The organism is Streptomyces sp. NPDC033136, assembly GCF_055578235.1.
Window position 1 is genome coordinate 425151 of record NZ_JBVIPD010000005.1, and the last position, 18541, is coordinate 443691.

The window sequence follows — 18541 nt, forward strand, 5'->3', positions numbered from 1 at the left end:
GTGTGGAGGGACCCGCGGTGGCAGCAGCACCAGTCTGGAGTGTCGACCCCCGAACCGGGAAGCAGCGTGAACAGGTTGCGGTGGAGGCCACAGCCCAGGAGGTGGACGCCGCCGTCCGCGCCGCGCACGAGGCGCGGGGCGCGCTCACGGACCGTACCGTCCGCGCGGCCTTCCTGCGCAGCGCCGCCGACGAGCTGGAGGCGGCCAAGGACGGCCTCGTCGAGACCGCCGACGCCGAGACCGCGCTCGGCCCGGTCCGGCTGACCGGCGAGCTCGCCCGCACCTGCTACCAGCTGCGGGCCTTCGCCGACATCGTCGACGAGGGTGCCTTCCTGGACGTCGTCATCAACCACCCCGACGACACCGCGACCCCGCCGATCCCGGATCTGCGCCGCTACAAGGTGTCGCTCGGCGTCGTCGCCGTCTACTCGGCCTCGAACTTCCCCTTCGCCTTCTCCGTCGCCGGCGGCGACACCGCGAGCGCGCTCGCGGCCGGCTGCCCGGTCGTCGTCAAGGCCCACCCGGACCACCCGGCCCTGTCCGAGTACGTCGCCAAGGTGCTGCGCCGCGCCGCCGCCCGGCACGACATCCCCGAGGGGGTCGTGGGTCTGGTCCACGGCTTCGACGCGGGCGTCGAGCTGATCAAGCACCCGCTGGTCGCGGCGGCCGGCTTCACCGGCTCCGTCCGCGGCGGCCGGGCCCTCTTCGACGCGGCGGCCGCCCGCCCCGTGCCGATCCCCTTCCACGGTGAGCTGGGCTCCCTGAACCCGGTCGTCGTCACCGAGGCCGCGGCCGCCGAGCGCGCCGAGGCGATCGGCGCGGGCCTGGCCGGCTCGATGACCCTGGGCGTCGGACAGTTCTGCGTGAAGCCGGGCCTCGTCCTCGCCCCGTCCGGCGCCGCCGGTGACGCCCTGCTGAAGTCGCTGACCGACGCCGTCAGCGACACCGACGCCGGGGTCCTGCTCGACCACCGCATGCGCGACAACTTCGTCGCCGGCGTCGCCGAGCGCGCCGAACTGCCCGACGTCGACTCCCCGGTCACGCCCGGCGCGGGCGGCGAGCACACCGTCAGCGCGGGCTTCCTCACCGTCCCGGCGAGCAGGCTGGCCCAGGAGGGCGAGCACGACCTGCTCCTGGAGGAGTGCTTCGGGCCGGTCACCGTGGTGGCCCGCTACGAGGACGAGACCGAGGTGAAGGCGGTGCTGTCGCGACTGCCGGGCAACCTCACGGCGACGGTGCAGCTGTCCGAGGAAGAGGCGGCGGGGCAGGGCCGGGGGGCCGAGATCCTCACGGAGCTGACGCCGCTGGCCGGGCGGCTGCTGGTGAACGGCTGGCCGACGGGTGTCGCGGTCGCGCCCGCCCAGCACCACGGAGGGCCCTACCCGGCGACGACGTCGACGTCCACGTCGGTGGGCGGTACGGCGATCGAGCGGTGGCTGCGGCCGGTCGTCTACCAGAACGCTCCGGAGGCGCTGCTGCCGGCCGAGCTGCGGGACGAGAACCCGCTGGGGCTGCCGCGGCGGTTCGACGGGCGCTTGGAGCGGTAGCCCCGCGGGGGCGCGGTGAGTTGCGGGGTGCCGGCTCGTTTTCGGCTGATCGCACCCCGCGGCGGAGCCGCACATCGACACAGTCCCGCGCCCCCGCGGGCCGGAGGTGAAAGACTCGGCCGAATGGATCTCGAACTTCCCGAACTTCCTTTCCCCCTGCGCACGTACGGGCCGGAGGCCCACTGGTCCCATGAGGACGGGGTGCTCACCGGGTGGGCCGGGGCCCGGCAGGACCGGTTCGTGCCGCCCACCGGTGAGGCGCTGGACCCCGCCTCCGACGCGCCACGGCTGCTCGGGGCGCCCGAAGGGGACTTCCAGCTGATCGCCAAGGTCACGGTCGGTTTCGGCGCGGCCTTCGACGCCGGGGTGTTGTACGTCCATGTCGGGGAGCGGGCCTGGGCGAAGCTCTGCCTGGAGTACTCCCCGGACGTCCCCACCGTCTGCACGGTCGTCACCCGGGGCCACTCCGATGACGCCAACTCCTTCACAGTCGACGGCAGTTCCGTCTGGCTGCGGGTGAGCCGCACCGGCCGCGCCTTCGCCTTCCACGCCTCCCGCGACGGTGAACGCTGGACCTTCATCCGCCTCTTCACCCTCGGCGACGAGAAGGAGACGGGCGCGGCCCTGATCGGCTTCATGACCCAGTCGCCGATGGGGGAGGGCTGTGTGGTGACGTACGACCACATCGAGTTCCGGCCGTACTGGCCCGACGACCTGCGGGACGGCAGCTGAACCGGCGGGGCTGAACCTGCGGGAGCTGAACCGGCGCGCCCGGGAGGCGCGTCCCGGCCCGGAACCGCGTCCCGGCCGGGCACGTCATCCCTTCCATGATCAGGAACCGAGTGACTCCGGACCGTGTCATCCGTACCGTCCGGCTCGCCGAGGCGGCGGACGTCGTCGCGCTGCACTCGCGGGCCCGGGCCACGTACTACCCCGACGGGCTGCCGCAGGACGGCACCGACTGGCTCGCCTCCTGGGAGAGCGCCATCGCGCGGCCGGACGGGCGGGTGCTGTGCGTCGTGGAGGCGGGGCGCATCGTCGCCCTGGCCTCCTTCCGCACTCCCGAGGGCGCCCCGGCGGACACGGTGAAGCTGTTCCAGTTCCATGTCGACCCCGGCCACTGGCGTCGCGGTGTCGGCAGCGCGCTGCACGCGGCGTGCGTCGAGGAGTGGCGGGCCGACGCCAGGCGGACCGCCGTCCTCGACGTGCACGCCGGCAACCGGCGGGCCCAGGGGTTCTACCGGCGGCAGGGGTGGGTGCCGGAACCGGCGGGGCCGGAGGATCACCATCTGACGATGCGGTTCGCCCTGCCCGGGGAATGAACACAGCTGCTTGAACGTTCATGCACTCGGCGGAGGGAGTCTCCGTACCGTACGACCTGGAGAGTGCCGACACATGCGCGTCGAGATCTGGAGCGACATCGCCTGTCCCTGGTGCTACGTGGGCAAGGCCCGCTTCGAGAAAGCACTGCGGGACTTCCCGCACCGCGACGAGGTCGAGGTGGTGCACCGCTCCTTCGAGCTGGACCCGGGCCGTGCCAGGGACGACATCCAGCCCGTGATCACCATGCTCACCCAGAAGTACGGGATGAGCGCCGCGCAGGCCGAGGCCGGTGAGGACAACCTGGGAGCCCAGGCCGCCGCGGAGGGGCTCGGCTACCGCACCCGGGGCCGCGACCACGGCAGCACCTTCGACATGCACCGCCTGCTCCACCTCGCCAAGGAGCAGGGCCGTCAGGAGCGGCTGCTCGACCTGCTGTACCGGGCCAACTTCGCCGAGGAGCGCTCCGTCTTCAACGACGACGAGCGGCTGGTGGAACTCGCCGTGGCCGCAGGACTGGAGGCGGAGTCCGCCCGCGCCGTGCTCGCCGACCCCGGCGCCTACGCCGACGACGTCCGCGCCGACGAGCGGGAAGCCGCCCAACTCGGCGCGAGCGGCGTGCCGTTCTTCGTGCTCGACCGCACGTACGGCGTCTCCGGCGCCCAGCCCGCCGAGGTCTTCACCCAGGCGCTGACCCAGGCGTTCGGTGAGCGCGCGCCGCTGAAGACCGTCGACGGCGGAGTCGGCGACGACGCAGACGCCTGTGGCCCGGACGGCTGTGCGGTGCCCCAACGCTGAAACTGCAGGTCGGGGCATATCCATAAGCTCTCCTTAGTGACATCGCGCAGAAATCGGCAATGGACGGGGAGATCCAGGGGACGCAGAGTGGTCCCATGGAGACCTTCGAGAACCTCGTCCGTGCCGAGTTCACCCCGAAGCACACCTACCTCAACACCGCGAGCAACGGGCTCCTGCCCGCCCGTACCGTCACCGCCGTACAGCAGGCCGTGCGGATGCGCGCCGAGGGCACACCCCTGGGTCCCCTGTACGAGTACGTGGAGTCCGCCCGCGCGTCCTTCGCCCGGCTGGCCGGCGTGCCGGCCGAACGCGTCGCGACCGGGGCCTCGGTCGCCGAGTACGGCGGCCTGATCGCCGCTTCCCTGCCCGCGGGCGCCGAAGTCCTCACGGCCGAGGCCGACTTCGCCTCCCTGGTCAACCCGTTCCACGCGCGCGGAGACCTCAAGGTGCGCGCCGTGCCCCTGGAGCGGCTCGCCGAGTCCGTCCGCCCCGGCACGGCACTCGTCGCGGTCAGCACCGTCCAGTCCGCCGACGGCCGGCTCGCCGACCTGCCGGCCGTGCGCGAGGCGGCCCGGGCGCACGGGGCCCGTACCTATGTCGACGCCTCCCAGTCGGCCGGCTGGCTGCCGATGGAGGCCGACGCGGACGACTTCCTGGCCGCCATCGGCTTCAAGTGGCTGCTCGGGCCGCACGGGGCCGCGTTCTTCGTCGTCCCGCGGGACTTCGGCGGGCTCACCCCGCTGCTCGCCGGGTGGGTCGCGGGTGAGGTCCCCTGGGAGAGCTGCTACGGCCCCGTCGAACAACTCGCCCATTCCGCACGGCGGTTCGACGTCAGCCCGTCCCTGTTCACCTACGCCGGGCTGCGCGCTTCCCTGGAACTGCTCGAGGACATCGGGATCGACGTCGTGCACGCCCACGCTGTCGCCCTCGCGGACCGCTTCCGCTTCGGGCTCGCCGAGCTGGGCCGCGAGCCGGTGCCCGCGCCGGGCTCGGCGATCGTGTCCGTGCCGGGGCTGGGCCACCGGCAGGGCGAGCTGAGCCGGGCGGGCATCGAGGTGTCCGACCGGGCGGGGAACCTGCGGGCGGCGTTCCACCTCTACAACACCACGGCGGACGTCGACCGCCTCCTGGAGGTACTGGCCGCATGACAGAACCGGGTGGGGCCTCCCGTCCCACACGAGGAGGCCCCACCCGGCAGCTGTGTCATCCGGTCACTTCACCGGAAGGCAGCGGTCACTTCACCGGCGTGAAGTCCCGAGCTCCGATGCTGTGTTCTCCGGGGGCAACCCCCGGACCCCCGGCCGAGGGGGTTGGTCACTTCACCGGCGTGAAGTCCCGAGCTCCGATGCTGTGTTCTCCGGGGGCAACCCCCGGGCCCCCGGCCGAGGGGGTTGGTCACTTCACCGGCGTGAAGTCCCGAGCCCCGATGAACTCCGGCCGGCGCACCGGTGCCGCGAAGGGTTCCACCGCCGTGTTCTCCACGCTGTTGAACACGATGAACACGTTGCTGCGCGGGAACGGCGTGATGTTGTCGCCGGAGCCGTGCATGCAGTTGCAGTCGAACCACGTCGCCGAACCGGCCTTGCCCGTGAACAACTTGATGCCGTGCTGCGAGGCCAGCTGGGTCAGCGCCTCGTCCGAGGGCGTGCCCGCGTCCTGCATCTGCAGCGACTTCTTGTAGTTGTCCTTCGGCGTGGCCCCCGCGCACCCGAGGAACGTCTTGTGCGACCCCGGCATGATCATGAGCCCGCCGTTGGTGTCGTAGTTCTCGGTCAGCGCGATCGAGACCGACACCGTGCGCATCCGCGGCAGACCGTCCTCGGCGTGCCACGTCTCGAAGTCCGAGTGCCAGTAGAAACCACTGGCGCCGAACCCCGGCTTGACGTTGATCCGCGACTGGTGGACGTACACGTCCGAGCCGAGGATCTGCCGCGCCCGGCCGACGACCCGCTCGTCACGGACCAGCTTGGCGAACACCTCGCTGATCTTGTGCACCTCGAAGACCGAACGGATCTCCTTGGACATCGGCTCGACGATCGACCGCTCGTCGGCACGGATGTCCGGGTCGTTCACCAGGCGGTTCAGCTCGTCGCGGTAGACGGTGACCTCGTCGTCGCTGATGAGTTCGTCGATGGCCAGGAAGCCGTCACGCTCGAAGGACAGCAGGTCGGCCGGAGCGACCGGGCCGGGTGCGTCGGGGGCGCCCCAGACGACCGGGTCCTGGCGCGGGGTGAGCACCTCGCTGGCGCCGCGACTGGGGTAGAGGTCGGGGATACCGGTGGTGGTCTCGGTGATGGTGGTCATGGAAACGTCACACCTCCTCGGTGAGCAGCGGGTATACGCCGTTCTCGTCGTGGTCCTCCCGGCCGGTCACGGGCGGGTTGAACACGCAGAGGCAGCGGAAGTCCTGCTTGACCCGCAGCGTGTGCCTCTCGTGCCCGTCCAGGAGGTACATGGTGCCGGGCGTGATGGTGTGCGTCTGCCCGGTCTCGTGGTCGGTCAGCTCGGCCTCGCCCTCCACGCAGACGACGGCCTCGATGTGGTTCGCGTACCACATCGACGTCTCCGTACCCGCGTACAGAATCGTCTCGTGCAGGGAGAAACCGACTTTCTCCTTGGCGAGGACGATGCGCTTGCTCTCCCACGTACCGGACGCGGCCTTCACGTGCCGGTCGGTACCTTCGATCTCCTTGAACGAACGGACAATCACGGTGCTGCGATGCCTCCTAGATGGGTGGTGCTGGTGGGTCAGGCGGTCTCGCGGACGGCGCGGGCCAGCGTCGTCAGGCCCTCGTCCAGTTCCTCGGGCGTGATGGTGAGGGCGGGAAGCAGCTTCACGACCTCGCTCTCCGGGCCGGACGTCTCGATCAGCAGCCCGAGCTCGAAGGCGCGCTTGGCGACCTTGCCCGCGCGCTCCTTGTCGTGGAACTCGATGCCCCACACCAGGCCGCGGCCCCGGTACTCCTTGACGTCGGCCAGGTTCTCCTCGGTGATGGAGATCAGGGCCTGCTCGACCTGCTCGCCGCGCTTGCGGGTCTGCTTCTCCATGGCGGAGCCGTCGGCCCAGTACGCCTCCAGGGCCGCGGTCGCCGTCACGAAGGCGGGGTTGTTGCCGCGGAAGGTGCCGTTGTGCTCGCCGGGCTCCCAGACGTCGAGCTCCGGCTTGAACAGGCACAGCGACATCGGCAGGCCGTAGCCGCTGATGGACTTGGAGACGGTGACGATGTCCGGCGTGATGCCGGCCTCCTCGAAGGAGAAGAACGCCCCGGTACGGCCGCAGCCCATCTGGATGTCGTCGACGATCAGCAGCATGTCCTGCCGCTCGCACAGCTCGGACAGGGCGCGCAGCCACTCGGGCCGGGCCACGTTGATGCCGCCCTCGCCCTGCACGGTCTCGACGATCACGGCGGCCGGCTTGTTCAGGCCGGAGCCCTGGTCCTCCAGCAGCCGCTCGAACCACAGGAAGTCCTCGACGGTGCCGTCGAAGTAGTTGTCGAACGGCATGGGCGTGCCGTGCACCAGCGGGATACCGGCGCCGGCCCGCTTGAAGGCGTTGCCGGTCACGGCCAGCGAGCCCAGCGACATGCCGTGGAAGGCGTTGGTGAACGACACGATCGACTCGCGCCCCTTCACCTTCCGCGCCAGCTTCAGCGCGGCCTCCACGGCGTTGGTGCCGGTCGGGCCGGGGAACATGACCTTGTACGGCAGGTCGCGCGGGCGCAGCAGCAGGTTCTGGAAGGCCTCCAGGAACGTGCGCTTGGCGGTGGTCGACATGTCGAGCCCGTGCGTGACGCCGTCCCGCTCCAGGTAGTCGATCAGCGCGCGTTTCAGGACGGGGTTGTTGTGCCCGTAGTTCAGTGACCCCGCTCCGGCGAAGAAGTCGAGGTACTCATGGCCGTCCTCGTCGTACATGCGGCTGCCCACCGCACGGTCGAAGACGGTGGGCCAGCCGCGGCAGTAGCTGCGCACCTCGGACTCGACGGTCTCGAAGACGCTCAGGTCGGGCTGGGTGATGGTCACGACGAATCGCTCCTCGGTACGTGGGGGAAGTCTGCGGGAGTGGGGTGGGGCGGGAAGTCTCAGTGGGGCAGCGGGCCGATGCGGTACAGCACCTCTGCGTCGTGCGGTCCGTCGGGGAACAGCCCCGTGTCGAACAGCACCTCGCGCTCCAGCCGCGCGCCGTGACGCTCGGCGAACGACGTGAACAGGCGCTCCGAGGCCGTGTTGCCCGGGGTGATGGTGGTCTCCACCGTCGTCACCTCGCGATCGGCCACGGTCCGCGCGACCAGACCGTCGAGCAGCGCGGCTGCCAGCCCGCGCCCGCGGTGGGCCTCGTCCACCGCCACCTGCCAGACCAGCAGGGTGCGCGGGCTGTCCGGCCGCACGTACCCGGTGATGAAGCCCATCGGCTCGCCACGCTCGTCGCGCGCGACGGCCGACGTGGCGGCGAAGTCGCGGCACCACAGCAGATAGCTGTAGGACGAGTTCACATCGAGAACCTTCGAGTCCTTCGCCATCCGCCAGAGCGCGGCTCCGTCAGCCACCGTCGGGCGGTCGATTAGCGGATCTGCTTGTACGGCAGTCATGCGAAATGAATTTACCCAGCGAAATTTGAAATTGCATCGCCGATAAGGGTTACATATGAGCCACGTATGTGTTATCGCGCGAGCGCGAGGCTTCGCCCGGACGGGCGACTGTATGCCCGATATTGTCCGGGTAATAACGGGCAAAACGGTCTCTGTGTGCAACGAGTCACAACTGCGTAACGTCTACGAGACCTACCGGAATTGCCCTGTGCAAGGTTCTTGGGATCTGCGTGTTTAGGACCGTGAAAAGCGGGCAGAAGAGTACGGGAAGCTATTCTTGAGAGAATTCTTATATTGTGTGCCAGCTTACATGTGAGATATCTCGGATAACAGGTCGAATTCAGGTCCCGGTCACTCCGTCGATGCGTTCTCGCAGGAGATCGGCGTGACCGTTGTGCCGTGCGTACTCCTCGATCATGTGAATGAGCACCCAGCGCAGGCTGACCTCCATCCCCGGCGCGGGCCCCTCGGCGACCCGCCCGACGTGGTCCAGCGGCAGACCCGCGCACAGCTGCCGCCCCCGCGCGATCTCCCGCCGCCAGGTTTCGAGTGCCTCGTCGAGCCCGCGCCCGGGATCCAGGGTGTAACCGGTGCCGTCCTCGTACACGGGTGGTACGCCGAGACCCCCGGCCACCCGCTGGAACCAGTTCCGCTCGACCTCGGCGAGGTGCTGCACCAGCCCGAGCAGGGTCAGCTCCGACGGCGGGGCCGACGGTGTCCGCACCTGGGCGTCGTCCAGCCCGGCGCACTTCAGCTCCAGCGTGGCCCGGTGGAAGTCGAGCCAGCTCTCCAGCATGGCGCGCTCGTCACCGGTGAGGCGGGGCACGGGGCGGCCGTCGGGCAGGGTGGCGGGGGCGTCGGCAGGGGTGTTGGTGGTCATGCGGGGAGCATGCCAGGGGGCACTGACACCGGCCCGCACCGTCCCGGTCACGCCGGATGGTGCCGTCCCGAACAGACCGGCCCGCACCGTCCCGGTCACGCCAGCCTGTGTTTCAGGGGGTGCCTGGACGGAGGAGTCCACCCCAGCAGCCAGTTGGGCACTACCTCCAAGCCCGGTCCTTTAGGGCCGGGTCAAGTTGACGCAGATCGGAGGCCCGAAAACGGAGCCTCCGGTGGACCTCGGCTGTCTGAACCGTCTCAGCAGTCTCGTCCGTCTCGTCCGTCTCGGCAGTCTGTCTCGGCGGTCTCAACCGTCTCGGCCGTCTAAGCCGACGACTGTCGCCACGCCTTCTCGGCCGCCCGCAGTGCCCCCGCCACATCCACCGGCAGCCCTGCCTCCGAGAGCGCGCCCCCCAGCGCCGCCAGGCTCGCCCGCACCGCTCCCGGCGTCGAATCGGCCCCGTAGTGGTTGACCCGGATCATCTCCTTGGCCAAGGCGCCCCCGCCTGCGGCGACCGGCACCGCCGGGTCCGACTCCAGAGCCCGTCCCACCAGCTCCGAGGCCACCACCCCGGCCGGCGCCCGCAGCGTCGTGGCGACGGGCGCCGCGTCACGGGCCTCGTACACATACGGCTCCAGACCGCCACCGAGCGCGACGGCACCGGCCCGCGTGGCAGCCGCGGCGGACGCGTGCCGGGCCATCACCGCGTCCGGACCCACCGCCTCGATCCGCTCCACACACGCCTCCAGCGCCAGCATCTCCAACTGCGCGGGCGCGTGCGGCAGTGCCTTGCGGCCGCCGTCGATCCACCGTTCCTTCCAGTCCAGGAGCGACAGGTACGACCGGCGCGGCGCGCGAGGGTTCGCCGCCATCCGGGCCCAGGCCCGCTCGCTCACCGAGACCGCCGAGACCCCGGCCGGCCCGCCCATCGCCTTCTGCGCCCCGATCACGCACAGGTCCACGCCCCACGCGTCCGTCAGCACCGGCTCGGCACCGATCGACGCCACCGCGTCCAGGTAGAACAGCGCCCCGTGCGCCCGCACGACCTCGCCGATCTCCGCGACCGGGTTGGTGTTGCCGGTGGCCGCCTCCGCGTGCACCAGGGACACGAAGTCGATCTCCGGGTGCTCGGCGAAGGCCTCCCGGATCTGCTCGGCCGTGACGGCCGTGTGGAAGGGCACCGCCAGGTCGATCACCGTGGCACCGCAGTCCCGCAGCCAGTCGCCGAAGGTCTGCCCGTACGGCCCCGTGATGACGTTCAGCGCCGTCGTGCCCGGCCCGGCCGTGGCACGGATGGCACCCTCCAGCGGCAGCAGCGCCTCGCCCTGCATGATCACGACGTCCTGCCCGGTGCCCAGCAGCCGCGCCACACGGTCCTCGATGGCGGCGAAGCGGTCCGCGCCGAGCGGGGCCAGGTCCAGAAACGGATGCGTCACGGCAATGCTCTCTTCACTCACAGGTTCGACGGCAACGAGGGTAGCCGGACGCCCTCGACCCTCATCGAGGTGAGTCCCTCGGGCACCAACCCCCTTCAGCGCCCGGCCCGTGCCTCACTAAGGTGCGGTGCATGAACGATCGCGCGGTGCTGCACGTGAAGGGACGGGTGCTCGTCGGGCCCGAGGACGTCCGGGACGAACTCTGGGTGGTCGACGGCCGCGTCTGCTACGACCGTCCCGTCGGCGTCCGTGACATCCGTGCCGTCCGGGGCTGGGCCCTGCCCGGCCTCGTCGACGCGCACTGCCACGTGGGGCTCGACCGGCACGGCCCGGTCCCGGAGGACGTCGCCGAGAAGCAGGCGCTGACCGACCGGGACGCGGGCACCCTGCTGATCCGCGACGCGGGCTCGCCCTCCGACACCCGCTGGATCGACGACCGCGAGGACCTGCCGAAGATCATCCGTGCCGGGCGGCACATCGCCCGCACCCGCCGCTACATCCGCAACTACGCCTGGGAGATCGAGCCGGAGGACCTGGTCGCCTACGTCGCCCAGGAGGCCCGCCGCGGCGACGGCTGGGTGAAGCTGGTCGGCGACTGGATCGACCGCGACCTCGGCGACCTGTCGGCCTGCTGGCCCCGCGATGCCGTCGAGGCGGCGATCGCCCAGGCCCACGACCTGGGTGCCCGGGTCACCGCGCACTGCTTCGCGGAGGACTCCCTGCGGGACCTGGTCGAGGCGGGCATCGACTGCATCGAACACGCGACGGGACTGACGGAGGAACTCATCCCGTTGTTCGCCGAACGCGGCGTCGCCATCGTCCCCACCCTGGTCAACATCGCGACCTTCCCGCGGCTCGCCGACGGCGGCGAGAGCCGGTTCCCACGCTGGTCGGCCCATATGCGCCGACTCCACGAACGCCGCTACGACACCGTCCGCAGCGCCTACGACGCAGGGATCCCCGTCTTCGTCGGCACCGACGCCGGCGGCGGCCTCGCCCACGGGCTGGCGGCGGCCGAGGTCGCCGAACTGGTCACCGCCGGCATCCCGCCCGTCGAGGCCCTGGCGGCGGGCACCTGGACGGCCCGCACCTGGCTCGGCCGTCCCGGCCTGGACGAGGGCGCCCCGGCCGACCTCGTCGTCTACGACGAGGACCCGCGCGGCGACGTACGCGTACTGGCGTCGCCGCGCCGGGTGGTGCTGAATGGGCGCGTGGTCGGGTAACCGCGAGCGTGACGGCGGGGAACGCCGTGCCGGGCGATGCGCAGGCATCCACGGTCTCGCCACGTCGGAGTGAGCGGCATCGGATCGCGGACGCCGCGCGCGGGGCGGCGATTTTCCGGGGCCCGTGCCTCTCTCTTCCTGCGTCTCCGGGAGTCCCACCGTGGACAGCCTTTTTCCGCACGCCCGCACGCGCATGTCCGCACGCCCGCGCCCGTACGCGCATGTCCGCACGCCCTTACGCCAGCACCTGTCCGCACGCGCGCCCGCCGTCCGGCGGCCACGGCCCCGGCCCTGGCCGCCGGACGGCGGGGCACTGAGCGGCCTGAGCCCGGCGCAGGCCGCCGGCGGCCACGGACGGGCGGGCGCCACCGTGCTGCGCACCGGCCTGGACGTGTCCCCGCTGAACGGCCGCGGCCGCCCGCAGGTGAGGTTCAGCGCTCCAGCGCCCGCTCCAGCGCCCGCAAAAACCCGTCCGCCGTCCTCCGGTCCCGCACCGCCAGCCGCAGCCACTCCTCGTCCAGGCCGGGGAAGGTGTCCCCGCGGCGCACGGCGTAGCCGAGGTCGCGCAGACGCCGGCGCACGGCCGCCCCGCGCGGCAGACGGATCAGGAGGAACGGGCCCTGCGCGGGCTCGACGATCCGCAGCCCGGCGGGGGCGACCCCGGCGAGGCCCGCCAGCAGGTGGGCGCGGTCCGCCGCGATGCGATGGGCCGCGTGGGCCGCCTCGGCGACCGCCCGTGGCCCCACGCACGCCTCGGCCGCAGCCAGCGCCGGCGTGGAGACCGGCCACAGCGGCTGCGCCCGCTCAAGATCCTCGACGATCTCCGGCGCCGCCAGCACGTACCCGATCCGCAGCCCGGCCAGCCCCCACGTCTTGGTCAGGCTGCGCAGCACCACGAGCCCCGGCACGTCGACGCGGCCCGCCAGGGCCTCCCGCTCGCCCGGCACCGCGTCCATGAACGCCTCGTCCACCACCAGCACCCGCCCTGGCCGGGCGAGGGCGGCTACGGTGTCCGCCGGGTGCAGTACCGACGTCGGGTTCGTCGGGTTGCCGATCACCACCAGGTCCGCGTCCTCGGGGACGGCCGCCGGGTCCAGCCGGAAGCCGTCCTCCGCCCGCAGCAGTACCCGGCCGACCGTGTGCCCCGCGTCCCGCAGCGCCGCCTCCGGCTCCGTGAACTGGGGATGCACCACGACCGGCCGCCGCACCTTCAGTGCCCGAGCCAGCAGCACGAACGCCTCCGCCGCACCGGCCGTCAGCAGCACCCGCTCCGGCGGCAGCCCGTGCCGCTCCGCCACCGCCGCCCGGGCGGCCCGCCCGTCCGGGTAGGCGGCCAGCCCGGTGAGCGACGCGGCGATGTGCTCCCGCAGCCACACCGGCGGCGTGTCCGCGCGGACGTTGACGGCCAGGTCGACGAGCGAGCCGCCGTCGTCCCGGACCTCCGCGTCCCCGTGGTGGCGCAGATCGTGCCCGCTCTCAGTGCGCATGCGAGTGCGCGCCATGATGATGGTGCCCGTGCCCGTGCCCGTGCCCGTGCCCGTGGTGGTCGTCGTCGTCCGGGTGGAAGTGCGGCTGCTGCGGCATCCCCACCTTGTCCTCGAAGCCCGGCAGGGCGATGCGGTACACGCACGAGTCGCAGTTCATCCGCAGATCGCCCTTCACGGCCTCCTCGTACCGCTCCCACACCAGGTCCAGCAGCTCCGGCTCCGGCCCGATGACGTCGGCCGAGCGCACCTCGACCTCCGGGTGCGCGGCCGCCCAGCCCTCCGTCTGGTGCCGTACCCGGTCCGGCAGGATGCCCGTGAACAGGAAGTACGGCAGGACCACGATCCGGCGGGCACCCAGCCGCACGCACCGGTCGAGCCCACTCGGCACGTCCGGCGCCGCCAGCGACACGAACGCCGTCTCCACGCCCGCGTACCCGCGCCCCTCCCACAGCAGCCGCGCCGCCTTGTGCACCTCGGCGTTGGCGTCCGGGTCCGTCGAGCCGCGCCCCACTAGCAGCACCGTCACGTCGGAGCGGTCGCCGGGAGCGCGCCCGGGCCCGGTGCCCAGCGCCTCGTCCAGCCGCCGCTCCAGCACGCTCAGCAGCGCCGGGTGCGGGCCCAGCGGACGCCCGTACGTGTACGAGATCCCGGGGTGCCGCTCCTTCTCGCGGGCCAGCGCCGCCGGGATGTCGCCCTTGGCGTGCCCGGCGGACACCAGCATCAGCGGCACGGCGGCGAACCGCCGTACGCCCTGCTCCACCAGTTCGGTGACGGCCTCCCCCAGCGGCGGCGGGGACAACTCGATGAAGCCGCCCGCGACGGGCAGTCCGGGGTGCCGGGCGCCCAGCCGCCGTACGAAGTCGCGGAACGCCTCGGCTCCGGCGTCGTCCCGGGTGCCGTGGCCGGCGATGAGCAGGGCGGGCGGGGTGGTCACAGTTTCTCCTCGGCGATCGGGGGGTGGTACAGCAGGGCGTTGAGCGCGGCGGCGGCGACCGCCGACCCGCCCTTCTCGGACACGTTGCTCACGGCGGGCAGCCCGCTCTCGCGCAGCGCCGCCTTGGACTCGACCGCGCCGACGAACCCGACGGGCAGTCCGATGACGAGTGCGGGCGAGGCGTCCAGCGTCAGGAGCTCCTCCAGCGCGGTCGGCGCGTTGCCGATCACCCACAGGGCGCCCGGGCCGACCTGCTCGTGGGCGAGCCGGATCGCGTGCGCGGAACGGGTCAGCCCCGGACCGGACTCGGCGTCCCCGAGCCGGCAGACGGTCTCGCGACGGGTGATGCCGGCCCCGACCATCTCCACGTCCACGACGACCGGCGCCCCGGCGTGCAGCGCCGCGTGTGCCTTCTCCAGGTCGGCCTCGTCCATGACGAGATCGGTCGCGTAGCCGAGGTCGGCGGCGGAGTGGACGACCCGCTCCACGACCGCCCGGGTCAGCGGCGGGAAGTGCGAGGTGTCCAGCCGGGCGCGCAGCCGCCGGTAGGACTCCTCCTCGATCGGATGCACGACGCGGTTCACTCGGCGCCCTCCTGCGATGCCTGCCAGCGGTAGCCGCGCGGCGTCACCATGCGCCCGGCGATCTCCCGGGTCGCGGTGTTGCCCACGGTCACGACCGTCATCATGTCGACGGTCGCGGGATCGAGGGTGCCCAGGGTCGTGAGCCTGCTGGACTCGTCCGGCCGCGAGGCGTTGCGGACGACACCCACCGGGGTGGCGGGCGCCCGGTGCCCGGCGAGGATGTCCAGCGCCTTGGGGAGCTGCCAGTCGCGGCCGCGCGAGCGCGGGTTGTAGAAGGTGACCACGAGGTCCGCCTCGGCCGCCGCCCGCACCCGCCGCTCGATGACCTCCCACGGCGTGTGCAGGTCGGACAGGCTGATCGACACGTGGTCGTGGCCCAGCGGGGCGCCCAGGATCGCACCGGCCGCGAGTGCCGCCGTCACCCCGGGCACCCCGACCACGTCGATGTCGTCCGAGGCCTCGGCGAGCGCGGGGGAGGCCATGGCGTAGACGCCCGCGTCCCCGCTGCCGATCAGCGCGACGGCCTGCCCCTCGCGGGCCTCCTCGACGGCCGTGCGCGCCCGCTCCTCCTCGGCCCCGAGCCCCGACTCCAGGATCCGGGTACCGGGGCGCAGCAGATCGCGGATCTGGTCGACGTACTGGTCGAGCCCGACGAGCACGGAAGCACGGCGGAGTTCGGCCTTCGCGCGTGGCGTGAGCAGGTCCCGGGCGCCCGGCCCGAGTCCGACCACCGCGAGCCGCCCGCGCCCGGGGCGCCGTACGACGGCACAGGTCGCCATGGCCGGACTCGCGGCGGACTTCCGCTTGGGGACGAGGAGTTCGCCGCCGCGCAGCAGGGCCGCGGCCTCCGCGACCGAGGGCGTGCCGACGGCGGCGAGCGGCGCGTCGGACGGGTGCGGCACGTCCACCCCGGCCAACTCCCCGGCGGAGTACGTCACCAGGGGCACGCCGAGGCGCCGCGCGGCCTCGACGATGCCGGGCTCCCCGGCCTTGGCGTCGACGGTGGCCAGCTCCGCGACGCTGCGCGCCGACAGCCCCGCGTCCCGCAGCGCCGTCTCGATCAGACCCAGGACCTCCTCGGCGGGAGCACCCCGGGAGGCGCCCACGCCGACGACGAGCGACGGGGGCCGGAGCACCACTTCGTTCCCGGCCGCCTCGACGAGCCGGTCGGTCAGCCGGATCGCGTACGGCCCCTCCGCCGCGACGGGCAGCGGCGGCAGCGGCCAGGGCACCTCGGCCCGCAGCGCCACCGCCTCGCCGTCCAGCAGCGCCCGCGACACCGCGGCGGCATCGCCCTCCACGGGCAGGCCGAGGGTGTCCAGGCCGGGCAGGTCCACGGCGTCCGTCGCCGTGGTCACGACCGGCTCGGCGCCGAGCACGTCGGCCACCTCGCGGGCCAGTTCGTTGGCCCCGCCCGCGTGCCCGCCCAGCAGGGACACGGCGAACCGCCCGCCCTCGTCGACGCACACCACGCCCGGGTCCTCCGTCTTGCCGGACAGCAGCGGTGCCACCAGCCGCACCACCGCCCCCGTCGCCAGGAAGCACACGAGCTGCTCGCACTGCGCGAACGCGGCCCGTACGGCGTCCCCGACGGGACCCTCGTACACCCGGGTGCGGTCCGGCCACGCGGCGGCCAGCCGGTCTCGGGCAGCCGCTCCCGCCGCGGTGGCGGAAATGAGGCCGATCACTGAGCGACTCCTTCATCGATACGTACCGGAGGCCGGACGCCCCACAGCAGGAAAACGGGGTTGGCCGCGGCGAGCCGGGTCACATCCCCCGGCAGCGGCGCGAGCCGGGACGACTGCAGCAGCACGCCGTCGCAGGAGAAGCCGGCGCTCGTCAGCGACTCGCGCGCGGCCGGCACCCGGTCGAGCGCGGCCACGGCGACGACCACCGTGCGCCGGGCACGCCGCGCGCAGGTGGCGACGACCGCGGGCAGTTCGCGCCCGCCGCCCCCGACGAACACGGCGTCCGGGTCGTCGGCGAGGTCCGCCAGCGCGCCCGGCGCCGACCCGTGCACCACGCGCACGTCCACGCCGTGCGCGGCGGCGTTGGCGCGGATCCGCTCCACCCCGTCGGGGGCCTTCTCGACGGCGACGGCCGCCGCCCCGAGCCGGGCGCACTCCACGGCCACCGAGCCGGAGCCCGCGCCCACGTCCCACACCAGGTCGCCGAGCCGGGGACCCAGCCGGGCCAGGGCGAGCGCCCGCACCTCGAACTTGGTGATCATCGAGTCGCGGTGCGCGAATTCCGCCTCGTCCAGGGCCCAGCCGGCCGGCCGCTCCCCGGGCCCCGCGACCGTACGCACGGGTCCGAGCGCCCGCGCCTCGTCCAGGCACAGCACCACGTTCACCGCCGGGCCCCAGTCCCGGGCGGCGGCCTCGGCGGGCGTCACCCGCTCCACGCGCTCCGCCCGCGAGCCGAGCCCGGACGCGACGACCAGCACCCGGGCCGCGCCCGCCAGCGCGGCACCCAGCTCGGCCGGGCCCGCTCCCGGCCCGGTCAGCACGGCCGTCTTCGCCTGCGCCCGGCACACGTTGACGGCCGTCCGCAGCTCCCGCCCGTGGGCGCTCACGACCACGGCGTCGTCCCACGGCAGCCCGATCCGCGCGAAGGCGGCGGCGACGGAGGACACCCCCGGCCGCACCTGAAGCCGCTCGGGCCCGAACCGCTCGGCCAGTGCCCGCACGATCCCGAAGAACCCCGGGTCGCCCGAGGCCAGCACCACCACCGGCCGGTCCTCGGCGACGTACGCGGCGACGGTGTCGAGGGCGGGTGCGAGCGGCCCGAGCACGACCCGCCCCACCCCGTCGGGCAGCCGTGCGGCATCCAGATGCCGCCGTCCGCCGACGACCAGCTCGGCACCGGCGAGGACGTCGTCGGAAGGCGGCGCCCCCGTCCCCGTGCCGACCACGGTGATCACGTACTCGCCCCCCGCTCGCGCAGCGCCCGGCGGGCCTGCGGGTCCGCCTTGCGGTAGCCGTGGAAGTGCCCCGGGTGGTACAGGTGCGAGCGCGTGCCGTGCGCGTCGAGGGCCGGGCCGACCAGGAACAGGGTGTGCTTCCAGAGCTTGTGCTCCTTGACCGTCTCCTCCAGCGTGCCGATCGTGCACTTCACGATCAGCTCCTCCGGCCAGGTCGCCTGGTACGCGACCACGACCGGGGTCGTCGTCGGGTACCCGCCCTCCAGCAGCTCCCGCACGAGCTGCCCGCTGCGGGCGGCGGACAGGAAGACCGCCATGGTGGTGCCGTGCCTGGCGAACTCGCGGACCTCCTCTCCGGGCGGCATTGGCGTCTTGCCGCCGCCGAGCCGGGTCAGCACCACGGACTGCGCGACCTCGGGGATGGTCAGCTCGCGCTGCGCCAGGGCCGCCACGGCCGAGAAGGAGGACACACCGGGCACGATCTCGGTCGCGATGCCGAGGTCGGCACACCGGTCGACCTGCTCCTGCGTACCGCCCCACAGGGCGGGGTCGCCGGAGTGGATGCGGGCCACCTTCAGGCCCTCACGGCGGGCGCGCTCGTACACGGCGACGACGTCCTCCAGGGACATGGTCGCCGAGTCGAGGATCTCCGCGTCCTCGCGCGCGTGCTCGAGGACCTCGGCCTGGACCAGGCTGGCCGCCCAGATCACGACGTCGGCCTCGGCGATGGCGCGTGCGGCACGGAACGTCAGCAGGTCGGCGGCGCCGGGGCCGGCACCGACGAAGGTCACCTTGCCGGTGGGGGCGTCGGCCATGGAAGGGG

The 18541-nt window shown here is 72.9% G+C and carries 18 protein-coding genes; 6 read left to right on the forward strand and 12 right to left on the reverse strand.

The features are described from left to right. Positions 1-17: 17 nt before the first annotated feature. From ACZ5TL_RS12525 to ACZ5TL_RS12545, 5 genes are all read left to right on the forward strand, one after another. Entirely contained in the window at positions 18-1547 is a 1530-nt protein-coding gene (locus ACZ5TL_RS12525) for an aldehyde dehydrogenase (NADP(+)) (RefSeq protein ID WP_468589466.1), read from the forward strand. Positions 1548-1670: 123 nt separating this feature from the next. Next, positions 1671-2279, forward strand: a complete 609-nt coding sequence (locus tag ACZ5TL_RS12530; RefSeq protein WP_468589467.1) for a DUF1349 domain-containing protein — start codon at positions 1671-1673, stop codon at positions 2277-2279. Between the two features lie 95 nt (positions 2280-2374). Beyond that, on the forward strand, positions 2375-2869 hold the full coding sequence (locus ACZ5TL_RS12535) for a GNAT family N-acetyltransferase (RefSeq protein WP_468589469.1): 495 nt from the start codon (positions 2375-2377) through the stop codon (positions 2867-2869). A gap of 73 nt (positions 2870-2942) precedes the next feature. Further along, positions 2943-3665, forward strand: coding sequence for a DsbA family oxidoreductase (locus ACZ5TL_RS12540; protein ID WP_468589470.1), 723 nt, complete (start codon positions 2943-2945; stop codon positions 3663-3665). A gap of 95 nt (positions 3666-3760) precedes the next feature. Further along, a complete protein-coding gene (locus ACZ5TL_RS12545; RefSeq protein ID WP_468589471.1) occupies positions 3761-4813 on the forward strand; it encodes an aminotransferase class V-fold PLP-dependent enzyme in 1053 nt (350 codons plus the stop codon). A 247-nt stretch (positions 4814-5060) separates the two neighbouring features. Here the strand turns inward: ACZ5TL_RS12545 and thpD are convergent, their stop codons facing one another. From thpD to ACZ5TL_RS12575, 6 genes are all read right to left on the reverse strand, one after another. Continuing rightward, the gene (thpD, locus tag ACZ5TL_RS12550) at positions 5061-5960 is read right to left on the reverse strand and encodes an ectoine hydroxylase (RefSeq protein ID WP_468589553.1); all 900 of its coding nucleotides are present in this window, start codon (positions 5958-5960) and stop codon (positions 5061-5063) included. 16 nt (positions 5961-5976) lie between these two features. Continuing rightward, positions 5977-6375 (reverse strand): ectoine synthase, encoded by a 399-nt coding sequence (locus ACZ5TL_RS12555; protein ID WP_363121574.1) that lies wholly within the window; start codon positions 6373-6375, stop codon positions 5977-5979. Between the two features lie 38 nt (positions 6376-6413). Next, positions 6414-7685, reverse strand: a complete 1272-nt coding sequence (gene ectB / locus ACZ5TL_RS12560) for a diaminobutyrate--2-oxoglutarate transaminase (RefSeq protein ID WP_468589473.1) — start codon at positions 7683-7685, stop codon at positions 6414-6416. A 59-nt stretch (positions 7686-7744) separates the two neighbouring features. Next, a complete protein-coding gene (ectA, locus tag ACZ5TL_RS12565; RefSeq protein WP_468589474.1) occupies positions 7745-8251 on the reverse strand; it encodes a diaminobutyrate acetyltransferase in 507 nt (168 codons plus the stop codon). A gap of 340 nt (positions 8252-8591) precedes the next feature. Beyond that, positions 8592-9131, reverse strand: a complete 540-nt coding sequence (locus ACZ5TL_RS12570) for a DinB family protein (protein WP_468589476.1) — start codon at positions 9129-9131, stop codon at positions 8592-8594. A 323-nt stretch (positions 9132-9454) separates the two neighbouring features. Continuing rightward, entirely contained in the window at positions 9455-10567 is a 1113-nt protein-coding gene (locus ACZ5TL_RS12575; RefSeq protein WP_468589477.1) for a pyridoxal-phosphate-dependent aminotransferase family protein, read from the reverse strand. Between the two features lie 131 nt (positions 10568-10698). Between ACZ5TL_RS12575 and ACZ5TL_RS12580 the strand changes: the two genes are divergently transcribed. Next, the gene (locus tag ACZ5TL_RS12580; RefSeq protein WP_468589478.1) at positions 10699-11790 is read left to right on the forward strand and encodes an amidohydrolase family protein; all 1092 of its coding nucleotides are present in this window, start codon (positions 10699-10701) and stop codon (positions 11788-11790) included. 431 nt (positions 11791-12221) lie between these two features. On the opposite strand, the gene cobC is transcribed toward ACZ5TL_RS12580, so the two are convergent. The 6 genes from cobC to cobM are packed head-to-tail and all read right to left on the reverse strand — an operon-like array spanning position 12222 to position 18533. After that, entirely contained in the window at positions 12222-13277 is a 1056-nt protein-coding gene (cobC, locus tag ACZ5TL_RS12585) for an Rv2231c family pyridoxal phosphate-dependent protein CobC (RefSeq protein WP_468589479.1), read from the reverse strand. Then, the gene (locus tag ACZ5TL_RS12590; RefSeq protein ID WP_468589480.1) at positions 13267-14211 is read right to left on the reverse strand and encodes a sirohydrochlorin chelatase; all 945 of its coding nucleotides are present in this window, start codon (positions 14209-14211) and stop codon (positions 13267-13269) included. Before ACZ5TL_RS12590 ends, cobC begins: the two co-directional genes overlap by 11 nt. Beyond that, entirely contained in the window at positions 14208-14795 is a 588-nt protein-coding gene (locus ACZ5TL_RS12595; protein ID WP_468589481.1) for a precorrin-8X methylmutase, read from the reverse strand. The genes ACZ5TL_RS12590 and ACZ5TL_RS12595 overlap by 4 nt, the downstream gene beginning before the upstream one ends. Further along, positions 14792-16483 carry a precorrin-3B C(17)-methyltransferase gene (gene cobJ, locus ACZ5TL_RS12600; RefSeq protein ID WP_468589482.1) on the reverse strand — a complete coding sequence of 564 codons (1692 nt, stop codon included), beginning with the start codon at positions 16481-16483 and terminating at the stop codon, positions 14792-14794. The genes ACZ5TL_RS12595 and cobJ overlap by 4 nt, the downstream gene beginning before the upstream one ends. Beyond that, the gene (gene cbiE / locus ACZ5TL_RS12605; protein WP_468589483.1) at positions 16480-17718 is read right to left on the reverse strand and encodes a precorrin-6y C5,15-methyltransferase (decarboxylating) subunit CbiE; all 1239 of its coding nucleotides are present in this window, start codon (positions 17716-17718) and stop codon (positions 16480-16482) included. The genes cobJ and cbiE overlap by 4 nt, the downstream gene beginning before the upstream one ends. Beyond that, the gene (cobM, locus tag ACZ5TL_RS12610; RefSeq protein ID WP_468589485.1) at positions 17715-18533 is read right to left on the reverse strand and encodes a precorrin-4 C(11)-methyltransferase; all 819 of its coding nucleotides are present in this window, start codon (positions 18531-18533) and stop codon (positions 17715-17717) included. The genes cbiE and cobM overlap by 4 nt, the downstream gene beginning before the upstream one ends. Positions 18534-18541: the final 8 nt, after the last annotated feature.